Origin of the sequence: Methyloceanibacter sp., assembly GCF_049590335.1 — a bacterium.
Taxonomy (GTDB): Bacteria; Pseudomonadota; Alphaproteobacteria; order Rhizobiales; family Methyloligellaceae; genus Methyloceanibacter.
This window is the reverse complement of record NZ_JBAWCQ010000164.1, coordinates 1-18,674: the sequence shown is the minus strand read 5'-3', so window position 1 is coordinate 18,674 and position 18,674 is coordinate 1. Positions and strand designations below refer to the sequence as shown.

Below are 18,674 nucleotides of genomic sequence, written 5' to 3'. Positions count from 1 at the left end.
TTGCCAGCCTTGAGAAGCAATTCGGCTTCGACAAGCCCGCGCACGAACGCTTCGGCCAGATGATCTGGAACTATCTGCGGTTTGACTTCGGCGAGAGCTATTTCCGCGACACGAGCGTCCTCAAACTTATCGCGGAACGCATGCCCGTCTCGATCTCGCTCGGGCTTTGGATGACGCTGATCTCCTACGCGATCTCCATTCCGCTCGGGATCCGGAAGGCAGTGAGCGACGGTTCGCGCTTCGACGTCTGGACCTCGAGCGTGATCGTCATCGGCTATGCTATTCCGGGCTTTCTAGTTGCCGTATTCCTGATCGTGCTATTCGCCGGCGGCTCCTTCCTGCAGATTTTTCCCTTGCGGGGTCTGGTCTCGGAGGATTTCTGGTCCCTGCCCTGGTACGAAAAGATCCTCGACTATTTCTGGCACTTGGTGCTGCCGCTGACCGCCATGGCGCTGTCGGCGTTCGCGACGACGACCTTCCTCACCAAGAACTCGTTCCTTGAGGAGATCCGCAAGCAGTACGTCATCACGGCGCGGGCGAAGGGACTGACCGAACACCAAGTGCTTTACGGGCACGTTTTCCGAAACGCCATGTTGATCGTCATCGCCGGATTTCCCGGCGCTTTCATCGGCGCGTTCTTCGCGGGCTCGCTTCTGATCGAAACCATCTTCACACTGGATGGGCTCGGATTGCTGGGCTTTGAGTCCATCGTCAACCGCGATTATCCAGTCGTGTTCGCGACCGTCTACATCTTCTCGCTGCTCGGACTGCTGATCAGTCTTCTGTCGGACCTCACCTATACCTGGGTCGATCCGCGCATCGACTTTGAGACGCGGGAGGTCTGATGGACGCGCCAACGGATGTCAGCGTCACCGAGGAGATTGCGGCGGAAGGGATTCCGCAGTCCCGGCCTTGGTTTACGGCGCTCAACAAGCGGCGTTGGCAAACCTTCAAAGCCAACCGGCGCGGCTTCTGGTCCTTATGGATCTTCCTGTTTCTCTTCGTGATCAGCCTTTTCGCCGAGTTCATCGCCAACGACAAACCCATCCTCGTCGAATATGAGGGCCAGTATTATTGGCCCGTCTTCCAGGCCTATCCCGAGACAGATTTCGGCGGCATCTTCGAAACCGAGGCGGACTATCGTGATCCTGTCGTGCAGGAGCTGATCACTGAGAAGGGCGGCTGGATGCTATGGCCGCCGATCCGCTTCTCCTACAATACTCAGAATAAGAACCCGCCGATGGCGTTTCCGGTGAAGCCCACCTGGCTTCTAACCGACAAAGATTGCGAGCTTGCCGTCGAGAAGGGCTTTCACCCCTGCAATGCCAGTCTTGAGTGGAACTGGCTCGGCACCGATGACCAGGGCCGCGACGTGGTCGCGCGGATCATCTACGGTTTTCGCATTTCCGTTCTGTTCGGACTTGTACTGACGATTTTTTCGACGATCATCGGCGTTTCCGCCGGCGCTCTTCAGGGCTATTTCGGCGGCTGGACGGACCTCCTATTCCAGCGCTTCATCGAGATCTGGACCAGCGTGCCGCAGCTCTATCTGTTGATCATCGTGGCCGCCGTCATCGAACCCAATTTCTGGATCCTGCTCGGTATCCTGCTGGCCTTTTCCTGGGTTGCGCTGGTGGGCGTCGTGCGGGCCGAATTCTTGCGCGCGCGCAATTTCGAATATGTCACGGCGGCGCGGGCTCTCGGCCTGCCCAATCTCCAGATCATCTTCCGGCATCTGTTGCCTAACGCGATGGTCGCCACGCTGACTTTCATGCCCTTTATCCTGAACGGGTCGATCACGACCTTGACGTCGCTGGACTTCCTGGGCTTTGGACTGCCGCCCGGATCGCCGTCGCTCGGCGAATTACTGGCGCAAGGCAAAGACAATCTGCAAGCTCCCTGGCTCGGGCTGACGGCGTTCTTCGTCATCGCCGTCATGCTGAGTCTTTTGATTTTCGTGGGCGAGGCGGTGCGTGATGCGCTCGATCCGCGCAAAACGCTGACCTGAGGCGGGGCACATGCACGGTTCACACGACCACAGCCACGCGGTTACCGCGAAGAACGAGACCCGCATGGGGATCGCTGCGCTCCTCACCGGCGGGTTTATGTTTATCGAGCTGGCGGGCGGCATTGCCGCGAATTCGCTGGCGCTGATTGCCGATGCCGGACATATGCTCACGGACTTCGCGTCGCTGACACTTGCGTGGTTCGCATTCCGATTGGCGCGACGGCCGGCAGACTGGAAGCGCACCTATGGCTTCGACCGCTTCCAGGTTCTAGTCGCCTTCACCAACGGCCTCGCCTTGTTCGCGATCGCGGGCTGGATCGTGTACGAAGCGATACACCGCCTCATCCAGGGCGAAGCGCATGTGGCTGGTGGTATCATGGTGATCATCGGCATCGCGGGACTCCTGGTGAATATCGTATCCTTCATGCTGTTGCGCGGGGCCGACCGCGAGAACCTCAATGTCCGCGGTGCGGCGGTGCATGTGCTTGGCGACCTGCTGGGGTCGGTGGCCGCGCTGATCGCGGGCGCCGTGATCATGCTGACGGGCTGGACGCCGATCGATCCGTTGCTCTCAGTCCTCGTAGCGCTGATTATTCTGCGCAGCGGCTGGTTCGTCGTCTCGGAGTCCGCGCACATCTTGCTTGAGGGCGCGCCGCAGGAACTCGACACGCGCGATATCGCACCGGACCTTGTAAGCAACGTGCCCGGCGTGAACGAGGTTCACCACGTCCATGTGTGGTCCATCACCCAGTCCCGCCGCATGGTAACGCTCCACGCTGTAATCGGCGATGAGGCCGACAACAACGCCGTCGTGCAGGGCGTCAAGGGGCGGCTGAAAGACAAGTTCAACCTGGATCACGCGACGGTCGAAATAGAGTGCCGCGCATGCGCCGACACGACCGACGAACCTCATCGAGCAACCTCATGACCGACAAGCCCACCCTCCTATCCATCGACAGTCTGTGCGTGGACTTCCGTGCGGGCGAGAAGGCCACCCATGCGGTGAAGGATGTCTCTTTCGAGATCGACCGGAGCGAGACCCTCGCCCTCGTAGGCGAGTCCGGTTCCGGCAAGACCGTCTCGGCCTTGTCGATCCTCCAGCTCCTTCCCTACCCGGCTGCGTCGCATCCTGCGGGCGCGATCTACTTCAAGGGTGAGAACCTCCTGGCTCTGCCGCCGGACGGGCTGCGTCATGTGCGCGGCAATCAGATTTCCATGATCTTTCAGGAGCCGATGACGTCGCTGAACCCGCTCCATACAATCGAGCGTCAGATCGCTGAAGTCCTGCGCATCCATATGGGGATCACGGGTGATGCGGCCCGCGCGCGCGTCATCGACCTCCTGACCAAGGTTGGCATTCCGGATGCTACGGAGCGGCTTGCTTCCTATCCCCACCAATTGTCGGGAGGGCAGCGCCAACGTGTGATGATCGCCATGGCGCTTGCGAACGAGCCGGACCTTCTGATCGCCGACGAGCCAACAACGGCGCTCGACGTGACGATCCAAGCCCAGATTCTCGAGCTGCTGCTGCAGCTCAAGGACGAGTTCAACATGGCGATGCTGCTCATCACCCATGATCTGGGGATCGTACGCAAGATGGCTGATCAGGTCTGCGTCATGCATCAGGGCGCGATCGTCGAGCGCGGCACCACGAAGGACGTTTTCGAGCACCCCAAGGACGACTACACGAAGCATCTCATTGCCTCGGAGCCGAAAGGCTCTCCGCCACCAGCGGACCCGGACGCCAAGACCATCCTCAAGACGGACGACCTGAAAGTGTGGTTCCCAATCAAGCGCGGCTTCCTGCGCAAGACGGTCGGGCATGTCAAAGCCGTCGACGGGATCGATGTTGACGTCAAGGAGGGGCAGACGCTCGGCGTGGTCGGCGAGTCGGGTTCCGGCAAGACGACACTCGGTCAGGCAATCCTGCGGCTGATCTCAAGCGAGGGGCCGATCGTCTATCTCGGCCAACGCATCGACGGCTACGATTCGAAACAGATGCGGCCCTTGCGCAAAGAGCTGCAGATCGTTTTTCAAGACCCGTACGGCTCCTTGAGCCCGCGCATGTCGATCGGGCAGATTATCGAGGAAGGCTTGCTGATCCAAAACCCGGGCATCTCGCAGAAAGACCGCGATGAGCGCGTCGCACGGGCTCTAACGGAAGTGGGGCTGGACGCGAAAGTCCGGGACCGCTACCCGCACGAATTTTCCGGCGGCCAGCGTCAGCGTATCGCCATCGCCCGTGCGCTGGTTCTCGAACCTAGATTCCTCATTCTCGACGAGCCGACGTCGGCGCTGGATGTGTCCGTACAGGCGCAAATCGTCGACCTGCTGCGCGATCTCCAGAAACGGCACAGGCTGGCCTATCTCTTTATCAGCCACGATCTGAAAGTCGTCCGTGCGCTGGCCAATTCCATTCTGGTTTTGCGGAACGGGAAGGTGGTCGAACAAGGCCCCTCGCAGGAGGTCTTCGCCAATCCGCAAACAGATTATACCAAGGCTCTGCTCGCCGCGGCGTTTGAGTTGGAGACGACGCCGGCCGATGTCGTTGCCACTTAGCCGTTTCGGCTAAGGGCTCTCCGCTAGCCGCCGCACGCTTGTGACGTCGAAACCGGCGTCCTTGATGCGCCGGCGGGCATCCTCAAAGGGCTCGAGCTCGACAGCCATGTGATAGGCGTTGGCGTGCAAAAAGTGGTCCGCGCTCGTCATAATGCCCACATGGCCCTCCCAAAAGATGAGATCGCCGCGCCTTAAACCCGCACCGTCTGGTACATTGATGCGCGCGCCGGCTTCGGCTTCCTGCATGTCCGCATCGCGTGGCAGCGCATGGCCTGCGGCTGCGGCCGACAATTGCACGAGGCCAGAGCAGTCCAAACCGACGCTGGTGCGTCCGCCCCAAAGATAGGGCGCACCGAGAAAGCCCTCAGCAATGGCGACGAAATCCGGCGCGTGCCGGCCGATGGGCGCGAGATGGCTACCATAGACGAACCCACCCGAGTCGAGCCGTGCATAGCGCATGCCCTCCTCCGTGACGCACACGCGCGCATTCAGGCTGAGCATGCGCAGCGGCGGCGCTTTGGCGTCCGGTTCGGGAAAGACATAGGTTCGAAGCGCGGCGATGCGGTGTGTCGTGGGTGGGCGCACCGGACCAAGCCCTTCGCTCGGTACATAGCCCACATAACCGTCGTGATCGAGCTGCACCCAGGCCCAGCCGTCCCGCTCGTCGAAGACGGCCATGGTCTCGCCATGGAGCGCCTCGGTATCGAGATTTGCAGCCGCATGGGGCTCCCGGCGCAATGGCACTGCCGAAGCCGCCACCTGCCGGCGATCTCCCTGCACGTAACGCTCGGCATCGACCACACCACGCAAACTCTCGGCCGCAAGGTCTTCGCGGAACGGATGCCGGCGTGGATCGAGCTTCGTCACGCGTTCAGCTCTCCACGGAAGTACTCGAACAGCGCGCGGGCAGCGTGTGGTTCGCCGCCGCGCGGCCGGCCCGGCTGCTCGCGCGGCACCCAGCCGTAGATGTCGAGATGGGCGTATCGCTTGGCATTCTGCACGAAGCGCTTGAGAAACAGGGCTGCCGTTACGGAGCCTGCAAACGGTCCGTCGGAGATGTGATTGACATCGGCAATGCTGCTCTTGAGTAATACATCGTAGGGCGCCCAGAAGGGCATGCGCCAGACCGGGTCCCCGACCGCGTGCGCGGCCTTCAGCATGGCGTCCGCGAACGCCTCATCAGTTGCGTAGAAGGGCGGGAGATCCGGACCCAGCGCCACCCGGGCCGCGCCGGTCAAAGTCGCAAAGGTAACGAGATAATCCGGCGCCTCCTCATCGGCAAGGCTAAGGGCGTCGGCGAGCACGAGGCGCCCTTCCGCATCGGTGTTGCCGATCTCGACGGTCATACCGTTGCGGCTGGGCAGCACGTCGCCGGGGCGGAAGGCATTGCCCGCGACCGAGTTGTCGGCGGCAGGGATGATCACGCGCAGACGGACCGGCAGTTTGGTCCGCATCACCATCACGGCGAAGGCGAGCGCCGCGGCGGCACCGCCCATATCCTTCTTCATCAAGCTCATGGCGTTGCCCGGCTTAAGGTTAAGCCCGCCCGTATCGAAACAAATGCCTTTGCCGACAATGGTGACCTTGGGCGCATTCTCCGAGCCCCAATGAATGTCGATCAGGCGCGGGTGCCGGTCGCTCGCGCGGCCTACCGCATGGATCATGGGGAAATTATCCGACAGCAGGTTCGACCCCTCGGTTACCTTGATGTTCGCGCCAAATGTGTTGGCGACGTCGCGCACCACGACTTCGAGTTCGGCGGGCCCCAAATCGTTGGCAGGCGTGTTGATCAGGTCGCGCCCGAGATAGACGCCTTCGGCCAACGCCAGGACGTGCGCGCGATCCGCCCCCTCGGGCAGGACGAGACGCTTGATATCCTCCGAAACACAGGACTTGTAGCGCGTGAAACGATAGCAGCTTTTCAGAAAGCTCAGCACAGCCAGATCTGGATCGGGCAAGGCACTCGCGAACCGATAGTCGCCAGCCGGCAGCGCACCCGGAAGCACCCCGGTAAGCATGGGCGCGCGCTCAGCCCAATCCGTGCCGCCCGTGCCGAAGAGAACCTTTGCGATGGCACCATTCTCGCCGGGGACAAGGAGCACCGAACCTTGTGACGGTTTCCAGCCCCGGGCCTCGACCCAGCGGGCCTCGCGCCCACCAAGCGCTGCGAGGCCTTCACCCGATGTAACGAGCTCAATGGGAATGGACGGCGCGCCCGGCTCTAAGACCAAGTCGTCGAGCGTTTGGCGCATGGGATCGAGCGAGATCGCGTGTGTCGGCATGAAAAATTCCGGATGACTCTTGAAGGGGCCGCGCATTAATGGCAGGGGAGCGGAAGCATGACAACGATGGAAGGCGGAACGATGACGGGCACGGGCTGCACGCTGGTAATTGGCGATAAGAACTATTCGTCTTGGAGCCTGCGGCCCTGGCTGTCCCTCAAAGCCTGCGGCGTGCCGTTCAACGAGGAATGCGTCCGCCTCCGGCTGCCTGAGAGCAAGGCCGAGATTTTCAAGCACTCGCCATCAGGCAAAGTCCCGGCCCTCAAGACCAATATCGGGGTGATCTACGACAGCCTCGCCATCGTCGAATTTCTCGCCGAACAGTATCCGGACGCGGGGCTGTGGCCGCAGGATCCGACGGCGCGCGCGGCGGCGCGCAGTGTGTCTGCCGAGATGCATGCGGGCTTCCAGGCCTTGCGCAACGACATGCCCATGGATCTCGTTTCGCGCTTTCCGATGCCCGACGTCAGCGAGACCCTGGCCAACAATATCCGGCGGGTCGTTGCGCTGTGGATGGAGACACGAGCGCGGTTCGGCCACAGCGGTCCGCTCCTGTTCGGCACCTTCACCAACGCGGACGCCATGTATGCGCCCGTCGCGACCCGCTTCCGCACCTATGGCGTGCCTCTCGCGGAGTTCGGTGACGATGGCACCGCGGCTGCCTATGTCGACGCGGTCTATGCCATGCCCGATATGGCCGCGTGGCTGGCCGACGCAGAGGCCGAGATGCGCGCAAGTGCGCTGGTCTAGACGGCGGCCTTAAAGAATACTGCGTATACGCACTAGTTGGGATACATAAGTCTGGCCGGCGCCCAAGCCGTCATCAACCGCTGGCTCCGCCAGTACAATCACATCCGTCCACACCACGCCATCGGCATGCTCCCACCCGTGCCCGAGACGTCATTAGAGAAATCGCCGCAAGATGGTATAGACCAAGGGGGCTAGACATACCTCCAAGCCGCTGCTCGGCCTCAGCACGTTTTTTAGTCCTGGCTCCTTCAGTTTGGGTCAGACCTTCTACGCCCGCCCGCGGCGCAGCCTGCAAGTAAAGAAGGAAGAGAATCCCTGCTAGGCTGGCGGACTGGTCTGCTGCTAGGCGGCGGGCTCCTCGGCTGGTGCCGAACGCTGCACGGGGCTTGCCCATAGATCGTATTCGCTCGCGTCGCTCACTCTAACCATCACCCTATCGCCTGGCCGAAGTCCCTCGGCGTCGTCGATAAAGACATTGCCGTCGATCTCCGGTGCGTCCCAGTACGACCGCGCGATGACACCTTCCGCGTCGACGTCGTCCACAATGACCTCCAGCGTTTCACCGACACGGCCACTAAGCACTTCGGCACTGATGGCCTGCTGGTGCGCCATGAGAAGCGCATAGCGCTCTTCCTTAACCGCTGCGGGTACTTGGTCGGGCAACGCGTTAGCTGGTGCGCCATCGACATCTTCATATTTGAAGCACCCGACGCGGGCCAGCCGCGCCGCGGTCAACCAATCGAGTAGATCCGCGAAATCCTCATCCGTCTCGCCGGGGAAGCCCACGATAAAGGTGGAGCGAACCGCAAGCTCCGGACACTGCGCGCGCCAATGCGCAAGACGCTGCAACGTCTTCTCCTGATGGGCCGGTCGGCGCATCGCCTTCAGAACGCGCGGGCTAGCATGCTGAAAGGGAATGTCGAGATAGGGCAGAATGCGTCCGTCCGCCATCAAAGGCAGCACCCGGTCCACATGCGGATAGGGATAGACATAGAGCAGGCGGACCCAGACACCGAGAGAGCCGAGCGCCTCGGCGAGGTCGGCGAAGCGCGTTTCGTAAGGGCGGCCGCCCCAGTCCGATGATGCGTATCCGAGGTCCAGACCGTAGGCGCTCGTATCCTGGGAAATCACGAGGAGTTCCTGCACGTCGGCGGCGACGAGCCGCTCGGCCTCGCGCATAACATCGCTCAGCTGTCTGCTTTTCAGCGGTCCGCGTAAATGCGGAATGATGCAAAAGCTGCAGGCGTGATTGCAGCCCTCGGAGATCTTCAAATACGCGTAGTGGCGCGGCGTAAAGCGGACGCCCTCTGGCGGCACGAGGTCCATGAACGGATCATGCGCCCGCGGCACCGCCTTATGGACGGCCTCGACGACTACTTCATAGGCTTGCGGCCCCGTGACGGCGAGAACGTCGGGATATTGATCGCGGATGCGATCGGCCTCGACCCCGAGACAGCCGGTGACGATTACGCGGCCGCTCTCGGCCAGCGCCTCTCCGATAGCCTGGAGAGACTCTTCCTTGGCGCTGTTGAGAAAACCGCACGTGTTGACGACAACGGCGTCGGCCCCTTCGTAGCTTGGCGAAAGCACATAGCCTTCCGCGCGCAGGCGGGTCACAATCCTCTCCGAATCGACGAGTGCCTTGGGACATCCGAGGCTCACGAGTCCGATCTTGGGAGAACTTCCCGCTTGGTTCGGCGGTTTTTCGTCCGGTGGCACTTGGGTCATCGGTCGCACTTATAGGCTGCCAAGCCCCGAGGCAAGTGGCTGCGATCCGGACAGCGCAAGGACCTTGCAACAAGGCGCGTTTGCGACTTGTGTCCCCGAGGTTAGATATGGCTGCACACAAGGCGCGGCCGGCATAGCGAGAAGGGAATTATTGATGCGACGGCATCCGATGGTTTTGGCGATCTTCGCGGCCGCCCTACTCTGCAGTGCCGCGCCCGGTTCGGCGCTGGCCCAGTCTTCGGCCGCGAAGAAGGCCCCAGCCGCCCAAAAGGTTCCGGCCGCGCCTGCCAAGCCGGCGGCCCGGGTTGCGGGAGGATATGGCCACTGGACCATGCTGTGCGGAAAGGAAGGCGATCCGAAAACCGCAAAGGAGCGTTGTTCGCTCGTCCTGCCCCTGATCGAAAAGAAGACGCAGAATCTGATCTTCCGCGTCATCCTGACCTACGGACCTAAAGGGCGCCTGGTCCTACGGGTGGATGGCCCCACCGGCGTCGCGCTCCAACGCGGCGTGGAGTTTTCGACGGACACGGGCAAGACCTACCGGATGCCATTCCAGACCTGCCTGCCAATGGGCTGCAAGGCACTCTTCCTGGTGCCCGACAAAATGCGGCAGGAGCTTTCAAAGTCGAAACAAGCAACGATCATCGTCTACGCGCTGAACGGCAGGGCGATCCAGACAATCGCCGATTTCGACGGCCTGCCACTTGGCCTCAAGGCTTTGGACAAAAAACGCACAGCGCTCCTCTCAAAGCAGAAGTAGCGACATGGGCACAATGGGCATAGCGCGCGGGGTCTAGCGCAACGATTCCATACGCAGAGGCGGTGAACCGTCGCTGTCTTTTGGCGCCACGGCGAAGGGCGGGGCGAGCGCGCGGGGCTGCAACGGCTTCCGCCCGTCTGCCGCGCCGCCATCGGTGAGCCGGCCACGCTTGGCGCGGCCTCTCTCCCGGAGGACCAGACCAGGCATCCTGAAGACCGGGCCCGATCCATCACTGCCGGCCATTAGCGGGCTGTCGGCGGAACCGATCCGGGGGCTCGTCAGCGGACCCTCGATCCGAAGCGGTGCGAGGTGCTCGGCCACGGCCGCAACGCCCCCACCTTGCTCTTTTGAGACCGGGCCGGGGTTCACCAGGATATCGAGCGTCTCACGCGGCAGGTTCACCACGCCGTCCGCATCGAAACTCACAGATGGACTTCTCAGCCTGAGATTGCGGGTCCTGGCGAGACCGTGATTGATGTCGAAACTGCCCGCAAGCAGGCTGAAAGCCGTCTTGGCGGCACTAACCCGCCACACGTCGAATGTCCCGGACTCAAGGCCGCGAATAATTGCAGCCGGCGCGATCCCATCGATGGTGCCTTCGTCGACGGCGAACGCGCCGTTGCCCCTGAGTGACAAGGCGATGTCGTCCGCAGTCCGGCCTTCGCCCGAGATGTTGAGGGTGAGCCTGCCCTGCCCTGCCAACCTGTCCAGTCCCATGGCGTCGTTCAGCAGTGGGCCTGCGTCGACGCCTTGCAAGCGAATATCTCCACTGAAGCTCGGAACCGGATCGGCGACGTTTACGAACAAGGTCCCGCGTCCATCGCCTCGATAGAACGACATGCGCCAGAGTGTCGCCTTGAGAGACCCGTCCACAAAGTCGAGGCTGACCGCGCTCGGCCCGATCTTGACACCGCCGAGCCGGGCCTTGCGGATGTTCAAGTCGACATTGGCATCGAACAGGGGCGTGGCCGGCCCGAATGCAAGGTCCGTCTCCAGCACGTGATCGATCGCCGCCTGCGGCATCGAAATGGTGAGGCTCGGCTGCGAGACCCCAGGTCCCGGTGTCAAAAGGCGCGGCGCCGTTGCCCCGGCGAACGGTCCGGGCGGAGGAACCACGGGCTGTTCGATTTGGGCCGAGGGACCTGCGGGCGTGGAAAACCAATCGGTCGTGCCGCCCGGCTGGCTCTGGGACACCAATGGTATCAGCGCCGGGGCGCCAAGGCTCGATCTTGGGCCGCCGCCCACAAGGGCCAGCAACGGGCCGAGATTGAGGTCATCGATAACGAAATTGCCCTCGATGCGTGGCCGTGGGGCCGTCAGGGCGATTTGTGCCTGTCCCTCGCCGCGGGCATTCTCCTGCACGAAGCGGATGTCGCTCAGCGCAATCGCCTCGCTGGTCCAGGCAGCAGTGCTGGTGAGCTCGCCCGCGCCCGTGACCGGGACCACGCCGGACACGCCCTTGAGCCAGGCAAAGAACTGACGCACGGAGCGCGTTTTCGCCGAGAGCGTTCCCTGGCCCTTCAAGCGCGGCACGGTTACAACATCACCATTGAAATGCGCGTCCACCGTGTCGGCAGCGACGGTGAACTGCAGCCGTGCCCGGCGCTGCTCGGTCAGGGCTGCAGGCGAGGCCAATTCGAAGTCGAAGCCGACGGCTTTGTTGCGCCAGTTGAACTGACCGCGCCCCACCAGAGGTGCCGAGAGCGCCGGTAGGGTGAGTCCGGCGTTGATGCGGTCGAACCGTCTTGGCTTGATGCGGCGCGCGCTGTGAACGAGGACTGTGCCGTCCTGAATGCGCAGGTCCTCGATGGCCAATGCCTTTGGCGCGACGGGGGCAGGCATCAGCAAGTCCGGCGTCAGGGGCGCCGCGGCGGCCGCCACCGTCCCACCCTCGCTCACGGGCTGCGCGGTTTGCCGCTCGTCATCGGCGTGTAAGGCAAGAACCGGCCGTTCGAGCACGATGCGCTCGATCGAGGTGGCGCCGCCGAACAGACCCAGGAAACCGAGATCTATTTCCAGCTTCGGAATCGAGAGTTTCGCAGCCCGTTCGCCAGCCTCTGGCGCGGTGATTATGGCATCGGTGATTTCAATATGGGGGGATGGCCAGAAGGAAAGCTGCGTGGCGCCGTTGACTGCCAGATCGCGCCCGGTCTGTGCCTTGAGCCACTCGGTGGCGCGCGCTTCAACCCAGGACGATGGGGCGAGAATATTGGCGCCAAGAAGCGCGACGGCACAGGCTGCGAGGACCCCGCCGCCGATCTTCAATCCTCGCCTCCAGATGCCGGGACAGGTGGGCTCTTGCGGCACAGCGCCTTGGAGTTTGACCCCGCGATACCCCATAGGGGCAGGCACAGGCGGCCGCGAGAACGGCACAAGCGCGCGCGAACGCCGCCGCGTTTTGTCTGAAGAGTGGCCGTGCATTGATCCCCCGAATGAGCCGCGCGACTTAGCCCGACAAATGCGGTGACAATTGGAACGTTGCCCGCAACGTCCACCGGACGGCCTTGCCCACGGGTTGTGTCCGCCAGACCCACTCGCCTAACGCACTAAAATCGCGTGATTGTCCCAGTGGTAACGCGTGGCCTGGCGCGGCCCAAGGCCGTCCGTGCCACCGGATGCGAGCCAGCCTTCACCACTGGTGAGCAAAAATGTCGCACCGCGATGGGTGGGCGCGAGCCCGCAGCCGTCGCGCGCATTGCACGCTCCGAGAAACCGGCGTGCGGTCGCATCCCAATAGGTGACCACCCCGCCCCGGGGGGCATAGGCGCCGACGACAGAGCGTTCGGAATCGGCTGCGAAGGCCTCGTAACTCGGTTGAATCACTCTCGTTAGCGCGGCCTTAACGATCGCCGTGTGGTCGGCATCCGCTCTGGCCTTGGACCCGGGCAAGCTAAGAACAAGAAGCATGAGAGCGAGCGTAAGGGTCGAAGCGAGGCGATAGATCATGGGGGGTTCCCAATCCATCGCCCCATTCAGCATCGTTCCCGTCTATGGTGGTGGTAAAGATGCGGCGGCCCTTAGGCAGGAGGCCAGGGGCCGCCGCAAGGCTGAGATGAGGAAGCATTTCGGCTCGGGCTGAAACACTTCAGACACTCGGGCTGGGCAGCCGAATGTCTTGCAGCCACCCTAGGGTCGGCCCTATCATGAATGAAGTGAATAGTTTTCAGGAGAATAGTTGAGCGCTATGCATCTTAAGGAAGTCGACGCCAATCTGCTCGTGACGCTCGATGCTCTGCTGGTCGACGCCAGCGTTACCAGGGCCGCCGAGAGGCTCGGGCGAAGCGCCTCCGCAATCAGCCATGCCTTGGCTAAGCTAAGGGAACTATTCGATGATGAGCTCTTCGTGCGCGCCGGGCAGCGGCTTGTGCCGACTGCCAGGGCACAGGAACTCGCACCCACGGTTCACGTGATCCTCGCCGGCATGGAGAGCCTGCTGCGGCCCAACAAGCCGTTCGACCCATCGCTTACGCTGCGCGCGTTTGCCGCAGCGTCGAACGAGGCCGGCGAATTGATCCTCATCGAGCCCTTACGCAAGCGCTTGCAGGAGGCCGCGCCGAGCGTGCGAGTCGAGTGGACGCCCTCCCATGCCGATTCGACGATCGACGACCTCAGGAACGCCCGCTGCCACTTCGTGATCGATAGTGCGGGCGAGAGCGCCGAGGCACCCGACGTCCGCGCCGCCAAGCTTTTTGACGACACACTCGTGACCCTGGCGCGGCCCAATCATCCCTATCTCAAGCGGCGCTCCGATGCCGAAGCTTTCGCCGCCGCCGAGCATGTGTCCGTTGATTCCCTTCCGGGGTTCCGAGGACTCGGACGCGGTTCAGCGCAAACCAAATTGGCCGTCCGGCAAGACTCTCAGGTCTCCTCGACGCTTGTCGGCGTCCTGGCCACGCTGAACAGCGATGCGTTGCTCACGCTCCCCGCCTCGCTTGCGGGAATATTGGAACGTCAATTCGGTCTCGCCCGGATTGCACAGCCGGTTAAGCCCGTGACCTTCCCGGTTCGCCTGCTGTGGCACACGAGCTACGACCGGGACGAGTGTCATCAGTGGCTGCGCGGCCAGTTCACCAGGATCGCCGGGGAGTTCGCGGCGTAGGCCCACGCTGAGCGGCCGGCGGGCCCTCATTTGTTTCCATCAGGATGCTCCGCTACCATGCGTTCCTCGCCCGCTCGCCGCCGAGGGCCGGGCGCCTGGAGGACAATTATGGTTGTGTGGTTCCGCACCGGCCTTGCCGCTGTGTTTTGCGCCTGCATCTCCTTTTCGGCTCTTGCCGACGACAAGACCTATCAAGACGACGCACTCGACGACGCGGCCATCACCCTCATCGCCGACCTCAAGAACGAGTCCGGCACCATAGACAGACCCGTTCCGATGCTGAAGGAACAGGCGGCAACGGAGCTCCGGCAGCGCAAGCTCGGGAACGCCGCGTTCCTGTATGGGCAAATCGTGACGGCGGCCCCCAACGACGCCACGGCCTGGCGGCGTCTAGCAGACATCTGGCTCGCCATTCCCCCCGACGAAAGCGACGATGGCAGCGCGCGCTACCGCAATGCGCGGACGGCCGCCTACATTGCCTATCGCCGCACGAAGACGCCCTCGGACGAGGCCGCCGCGCTTGGATCGCTGGCTAATGCGTTCGCAAAGGGTAGCGATTGGCGTCCTGCGCTGACTGCGCTGCGGCTGGCCACTACGCTCGATGACGATCCGGGCCTCGAGGCGACCTACGTTCAGCTTCGCGAGAAATACGGGTTCCGTGTCGCCGATTTCAGCGTGGACTCCGACGCCGCCTCGCCACGGGCCTGTTTCCAGTTCACCGAGCCCCTGCTCGCCCGCGCGGACTATGCGCCGTACATCTCCGTTACCGGCGAGGACAAGCCCGCGCTTTCGCTCGACGACAAACAACTCTGTGTCGAGGGCCTTGCCCACGGCGAGTCCTACAATGTGACCTTGCGCGAAGGACTGCCCTCGGCCGTCCGAGAAGACCTCGTGAAAGACACGCCCTTCACCATCTATGTACGAGATCGGACGCCGTCGGTCCGACTGGCAAGCAAGGCATATGTTCTGCCGAGTACCGGCCAGCAGGGCATCCCGCTCCTGTCGGTCAACACGGGCGGACTCGACGTCACCCTCTATCGCATCGGCGACCGCAATCTGCTCGGCACTGTGCTGGGCTATGACTTCCGGCGCAATCTCTACAAGTACAGTCTCGAGAGCATCGCCGACGAGAGCGGCCAGAAGGTTTGGACCGGCACGCTTCAGGTCAAGAAGGAGCTCAACAAAGAGGTCACGACGGCCTTCCCGATCAGCGAGGCCGTGCCCCAGCTGGCCCCCGGCGTGTACATCCTGGCCGCGAACCCGGCCGACGTTCCCGGCGACGACTACGGCGAGCGCGCGACCCAGTGGTTCGTCGTCTCTGATTTCGGTCTCACAGCCTATTGGGGTTCTGACGGCATTCATGCCTTCGTCAACTCGCTGGCCACCACAGGCCCCATCGCCGCTGCCGACGTCCGGTTGATCGCCCGCAACAACGAGATCCTCGGTACGACCAGGACCGACGCGAACGGCACCGTCACCTTCGCTCCCGGCCTTTCCCGTGGGAAGGGCGGACTTGCGCCCGCGCTTCTGGTCACGACCGGCGCAAACGGCGACTACGCCTTCCTCAGCCTGAAAACGCCGGGATTCGATCTGACCGACCGGGGCGTTGCCGGACGCGACGCACCGAAGGGGCACGACTCCTTCGTATTCACCGAGCGCGGCGTCTACCGTACCGGCGAGACCGTGCATATTACGGCGCTGCTGCGAGACGCGGCTAGCATTGCCGTCCCGAACCTAAACGCGACCCTCGTCGTGGACCGGCCCGACGGCATTGAGTATCGCCGCATTGTCGCCGCCGATTCAGGCTTTGGCGGCATCTCCGCCGATCTGCCGCTGATCGCCTCTGCGCAGACGGGCACCTATCGGGTCAAGATCTATGCCGATCCCAACGCGGCGCCCATCGGCGAGACGAGCTTCCTCGTCGAAGATTATGTTCCCGAGCGCTTGGAATTCAATATCGCGACCACCGCCAAGAGTCTGTCGCCCGCAGCTCCGGCTGAGATCTCACTTGATGGCCGTTTCCTCTACGGCGCACCGGCCTCCGGGCTCCCAATCGATGGCGAGGTCAAAATCACGGCGACGAGCGCCCGTCCGGGTTACGCGGGCTATTCGTTTGGCACCTCCAGCGGAGATGCGAACGACGATTTTACGGCCGCAACGCTGCCGCTGGCAGACCTGCCCAAGACCGATGCCAAGGGCCGTGCCGCGTTCGATATCGCGCTCCCGACATTGCCTGCCTCATCACGTCCTCTCGAGGCCAAGATCGTGGTTCAGTTGGCAGAACCGGGTGGCCGCGCGGTCGAGCACGACCTGACGCTGCCGGTCGAGCCAAAGACGGACATGATCGGTGTAAAGCCGTTGTTCAAAGGCGCGTCCTTGAGCGACAACGACATCGCCAAGTTCGACGTGGTGATGGTCGCGCGCGATGGTGCGCAAGTGGCGAGCAAGGGCGTGAAGTGGACGCTCCTGCGCATCGAGTCGAAATATCAATGGTACCGGCAGTATGGCAGCTGGAACTATGAGCCCATCAAGGTCACGCGCCGCGTTGCGGATGGCGTGATCGACGCGAGCGCGGACGCGCCCGCTTCTATCGAGGTGCCAGCGACCTGGGGACGCTACAGACTCGAAGTCGAAAGCCCCGATCCGCTCGGTCCCGTTACCACCTACGGCTTCGACTCCGGCTGGTATGCGGAAGCCAACGCCGATACGCCCGACCGGCTCGAGATCGCGCTGGAAAAGCCCGGCTATGCGCAAGGGGACACGATGAACGTGGCCGTGACCGCGCGCAGTGCCGGCACCGTGACCCTTTCGGTGATAGGCGACCGACTGCTCACGCAAACGACGACCGACGTCGAACCTGGCCTCACGACAATCCCGCTGACCGTAGGCACGGATTGGGGCACAGGCGCCTATGTGCTGGCCACGCTCCGGCGACCGCTCGATGCGGAGGCCAAACGCATGCCGGGTCGGGCCATCGGCGCGCAATGGTTCAGCATCGATAAGGCGCAGAACACGATTGGCGTCGCGATGGATCTGCCTGACCTCATCCGGCCCAACTCGAAACTGCGCGTTCCGGTGAAGCTGGCCAATCTTGCGCCCGGCGAACAGGCACAGATCGTCGTCTCCGCGGTCGATGTGGGCATACTCAATCTCACCGGCTACGAACCGCCGAACCCGGACGCGTATTATCTCGGCCAGCGTAAACTCTCCGCCGAGGTTCGCGACCTGTACGGCCAACTGATCGACGGCATGCAGGGCGCGCGCGGACAGATCCGGACCGGCGGCGATGCAAGCGCCGGAACGCTCCAAGGGAGCCCGCCCGCGGGGCCACCGCTTGCGCTCTTTTCGGGCATTGTCACGGTTGGCGAAGACGGCGCCACGGAGATCGAATTCGACCTCCCCGCCTTCACCGGCACGGTGCGGGTGATGGCAGTCGCCTGGAACAAGACGCAAGTCGGACATGGCACGGGCGATGTCATCGTGCGCGACCCTGTCGTGGTCACAACCACTCTCCCCCGGTTCTTGCTGATGGGCGACCACTCGACGCTGCGCCTGGACCTCGACAATGTGGAAGGGGCGAGCGGCGACTACGAAATCGCGCTGGCCACCACGGGTCCGATCGCGTTGCCGAAAATGGACCGGATCCTCGGTATCGATGCCAAGACGCGCAACGCCGCATCCTTCCCGATTACGGCGCAGGGTGTGGGCGAGGCAAGCGTCAACGTCACGGTGACCGGACCCGACAGCTTCGAGGTCGCGCGGCGCTATGCGATCACGGTGAAGCCAGCGTCGCAGATCTTTGCGCGCCGCACGGTGACGGCAATTGCTCCGGGCCAGAGCCTCAAACTTTCGAACGATGTTTTCGCCGACCTCGTTCCTGGAACGGGCGGCCTCTCGCTTTCGGTCACGCCGACGGCGGCGCTCGATGTGACGGGCCGGCTGGCAGCCCTCGACCGCTACCCGCTGGGCTGCACCGAACAGATCGTCAGCCGCGCGCTCCCGCTCCTCTATCTCAGCGAGCTGGAGGCAGAATCGGCGAAACCGGCAAACATCGGCAAGCGCATCGGTACCGCCATCGAGACCGTCCTGGCCCGTCAGGGCTATGAAGGTGGCTTCGGCCTCTGGTCGCCGGGCGGCGGCGATGCATGGCTCGACTCCTATGTCACTGATTTCCTGACGCGCGCGCAGGCCCAAGGCCATGCGATCCCCAAAGAGCGCTTCACGATGGCTGTGAACCGCTTGCGGAACTATGTGAGCACGGCTCCGGATGTCTCAAACGATGGCGGCCTCGCGCTGTCCTACGCGCTCTACGTATTGGCGCGAAACGGGGCCGCGCCGGTTGGCGATCTCCGCTACGTGGCCGACGTCAAGATGGACGCGCTCGGCTCACCGGCGGCGCAAGCCGAGATCGGTGCGGCGCTGGCAATGCTCGGCGACCGGGTGCGCGCGGAGAAGGCGTTCCAGGTCGCCGCCAACGCGCTCCCGAAC

General features: G+C 63.2%; 14 protein-coding genes. 9 read left to right on the top strand and 5 right to left on the bottom strand.

The features are described 5' to 3' along the window. From yejB to WBQ77_RS12185, 4 genes are all read left to right on the top strand, one after another. The coding region (gene yejB / locus WBQ77_RS12200) for a microcin C ABC transporter permease YejB (protein ID WP_424060457.1) at positions 1-845 on the top strand (845 nt) is incomplete at its 5' end. Further along, positions 845-2,008: an ABC transporter permease gene (locus tag WBQ77_RS12195; RefSeq protein WP_424042573.1), complete on the top strand. Its 1,164-nt coding sequence runs from the start codon at positions 845-847 to the stop codon at positions 2,006-2,008. The genes yejB and WBQ77_RS12195, both read left to right, overlap by 1 nt. Positions 2,009-2,018: 10 nt before the next feature. Next, positions 2,019-2,936 carry a cation diffusion facilitator family transporter gene (locus tag WBQ77_RS12190; RefSeq protein WP_424060456.1) on the top strand — a complete coding sequence of 306 codons (918 nt, stop codon included), beginning with the start codon at positions 2,019-2,021 and terminating at the stop codon, positions 2,934-2,936. After that, a complete protein-coding gene (locus WBQ77_RS12185) occupies positions 2,933-4,567 on the top strand; it encodes an ABC transporter ATP-binding protein (protein ID WP_424042571.1) in 1,635 nt (544 codons plus the stop codon). The genes WBQ77_RS12190 and WBQ77_RS12185 overlap by 4 nt, the downstream gene beginning before the upstream one ends. A gap of 9 nt (positions 4,568-4,576) precedes the next feature. Here WBQ77_RS12185 and WBQ77_RS12180 read toward each other — a convergent pair whose 3' ends face one another. Both WBQ77_RS12180 and WBQ77_RS12175 read right to left on the bottom strand, forming a co-directional pair. Further along, positions 4,577-5,434, bottom strand: a complete 858-nt coding sequence (locus tag WBQ77_RS12180; protein WP_424042570.1) for an NlpC/P60 family protein — start codon at positions 5,432-5,434, stop codon at positions 4,577-4,579. Further along, positions 5,431-6,819: a leucyl aminopeptidase family protein gene (locus WBQ77_RS12175; protein WP_424042600.1), complete on the bottom strand. Its 1,389-nt coding sequence runs from the start codon at positions 6,817-6,819 to the stop codon at positions 5,431-5,433. The genes WBQ77_RS12180 and WBQ77_RS12175 overlap by 4 nt, the downstream gene beginning before the upstream one ends. 87 nt (positions 6,820-6,906) lie before the next feature. On the opposite strand from WBQ77_RS12175, the gene WBQ77_RS12170 reads away from it, so the two are divergent. Continuing rightward, a complete protein-coding gene (locus WBQ77_RS12170) occupies positions 6,907-7,599 on the top strand; it encodes a glutathione S-transferase family protein (RefSeq protein WP_424060455.1) in 693 nt (230 codons plus the stop codon). A gap of 36 nt (positions 7,600-7,635) precedes the next feature. After that, complete coding sequence (locus WBQ77_RS12165) at positions 7,636-7,794, top strand: integrase core domain-containing protein (RefSeq protein ID WP_424060454.1); 159 nt, start codon at positions 7,636-7,638, stop codon at positions 7,792-7,794. A gap of 147 nt (positions 7,795-7,941) precedes the next feature. On the opposite strand, the gene rimO is transcribed toward WBQ77_RS12165, so the two are convergent. Beyond that, positions 7,942-9,327, bottom strand: a complete 1,386-nt coding sequence (gene rimO, locus WBQ77_RS12160) for a 30S ribosomal protein S12 methylthiotransferase RimO (protein WP_424060453.1) — start codon at positions 9,325-9,327, stop codon at positions 7,942-7,944. Positions 9,328-9,481: 154 nt separating this feature from the next. Between rimO and WBQ77_RS12155 the strand changes: the two genes are divergently transcribed. Next, positions 9,482-10,087: an invasion associated locus B family protein gene (locus WBQ77_RS12155; protein WP_424042566.1), complete on the top strand. Its 606-nt coding sequence runs from the start codon at positions 9,482-9,484 to the stop codon at positions 10,085-10,087. A gap of 33 nt (positions 10,088-10,120) precedes the next feature. Here the strand turns inward: WBQ77_RS12155 and WBQ77_RS12150 are convergent, their stop codons facing one another. Beyond that, on the bottom strand, positions 10,121-12,352 hold the full coding sequence (locus WBQ77_RS12150) for an AsmA family protein (RefSeq protein WP_424060452.1): 2,232 nt from the start codon (positions 12,350-12,352) through the stop codon (positions 10,121-10,123). Between the two features lie 273 nt (positions 12,353-12,625). Then, positions 12,626-13,051, bottom strand: coding sequence for a DUF1513 domain-containing protein (locus WBQ77_RS12145; protein WP_424060451.1), 426 nt, complete (start codon positions 13,049-13,051; stop codon positions 12,626-12,628). A gap of 220 nt (positions 13,052-13,271) precedes the next feature. Here WBQ77_RS12145 and WBQ77_RS12140 point away from each other — a divergent pair, with 220 nt between their 5' ends. Continuing rightward, positions 13,272-14,186 (top strand): LysR family transcriptional regulator, encoded by a 915-nt coding sequence (locus WBQ77_RS12140; protein ID WP_424045089.1) that lies wholly within the window; start codon positions 13,272-13,274, stop codon positions 14,184-14,186. Positions 14,187-14,294: 108 nt separating this feature from the next. After that, the coding region (locus WBQ77_RS12135) for an alpha-2-macroglobulin family protein (RefSeq protein ID WP_424060450.1) at positions 14,295-18,674 on the top strand (4,380 nt) is incomplete at its 3' end.

Excerpts from the sequence above, each read along its gene's own strand:
- WBQ77_RS12140 (WP_424045089.1), top strand. The coding sequence starts at position 13,272 with ATGCATCTTAAGGAAGTCGACGCCAATCTGCTCGTGACGCTCGATGCT.
- WBQ77_RS12185 (WP_424042571.1), top strand. The coding sequence starts at position 2,933 with ATGACCGACAAGCCCACCCTCCTATCCATCGACAGTCTGTGCGTGGAC.
- WBQ77_RS12175 (WP_424042600.1), bottom strand. The coding sequence starts at position 6,819 with ATGCGCCAAACGCTCGACGACTTGGTCTTAGAGCCGGGCGCGCCGTCC.
- WBQ77_RS12155 (WP_424042566.1), top strand. The coding sequence starts at position 9,482 with ATGCGACGGCATCCGATGGTTTTGGCGATCTTCGCGGCCGCCCTACTC.
- WBQ77_RS12190 (WP_424060456.1), top strand. The coding sequence starts at position 2,019 with ATGCACGGTTCACACGACCACAGCCACGCGGTTACCGCGAAGAACGAG.
- rimO (WP_424060453.1), bottom strand. The coding sequence starts at position 9,327 with ATGACCCAAGTGCCACCGGACGAAAAACCGCCGAACCAAGCGGGAAGT.
- WBQ77_RS12195 (WP_424042573.1), top strand. The coding sequence starts at position 845 with ATGGACGCGCCAACGGATGTCAGCGTCACCGAGGAGATTGCGGCGGAA.
- WBQ77_RS12145 (WP_424060451.1), bottom strand. The coding sequence starts at position 13,051 with ATGGATTGGGAACCCCCCATGATCTATCGCCTCGCTTCGACCCTTACG.
- WBQ77_RS12170 (WP_424060455.1), top strand. The coding sequence starts at position 6,907 with ATGACAACGATGGAAGGCGGAACGATGACGGGCACGGGCTGCACGCTG.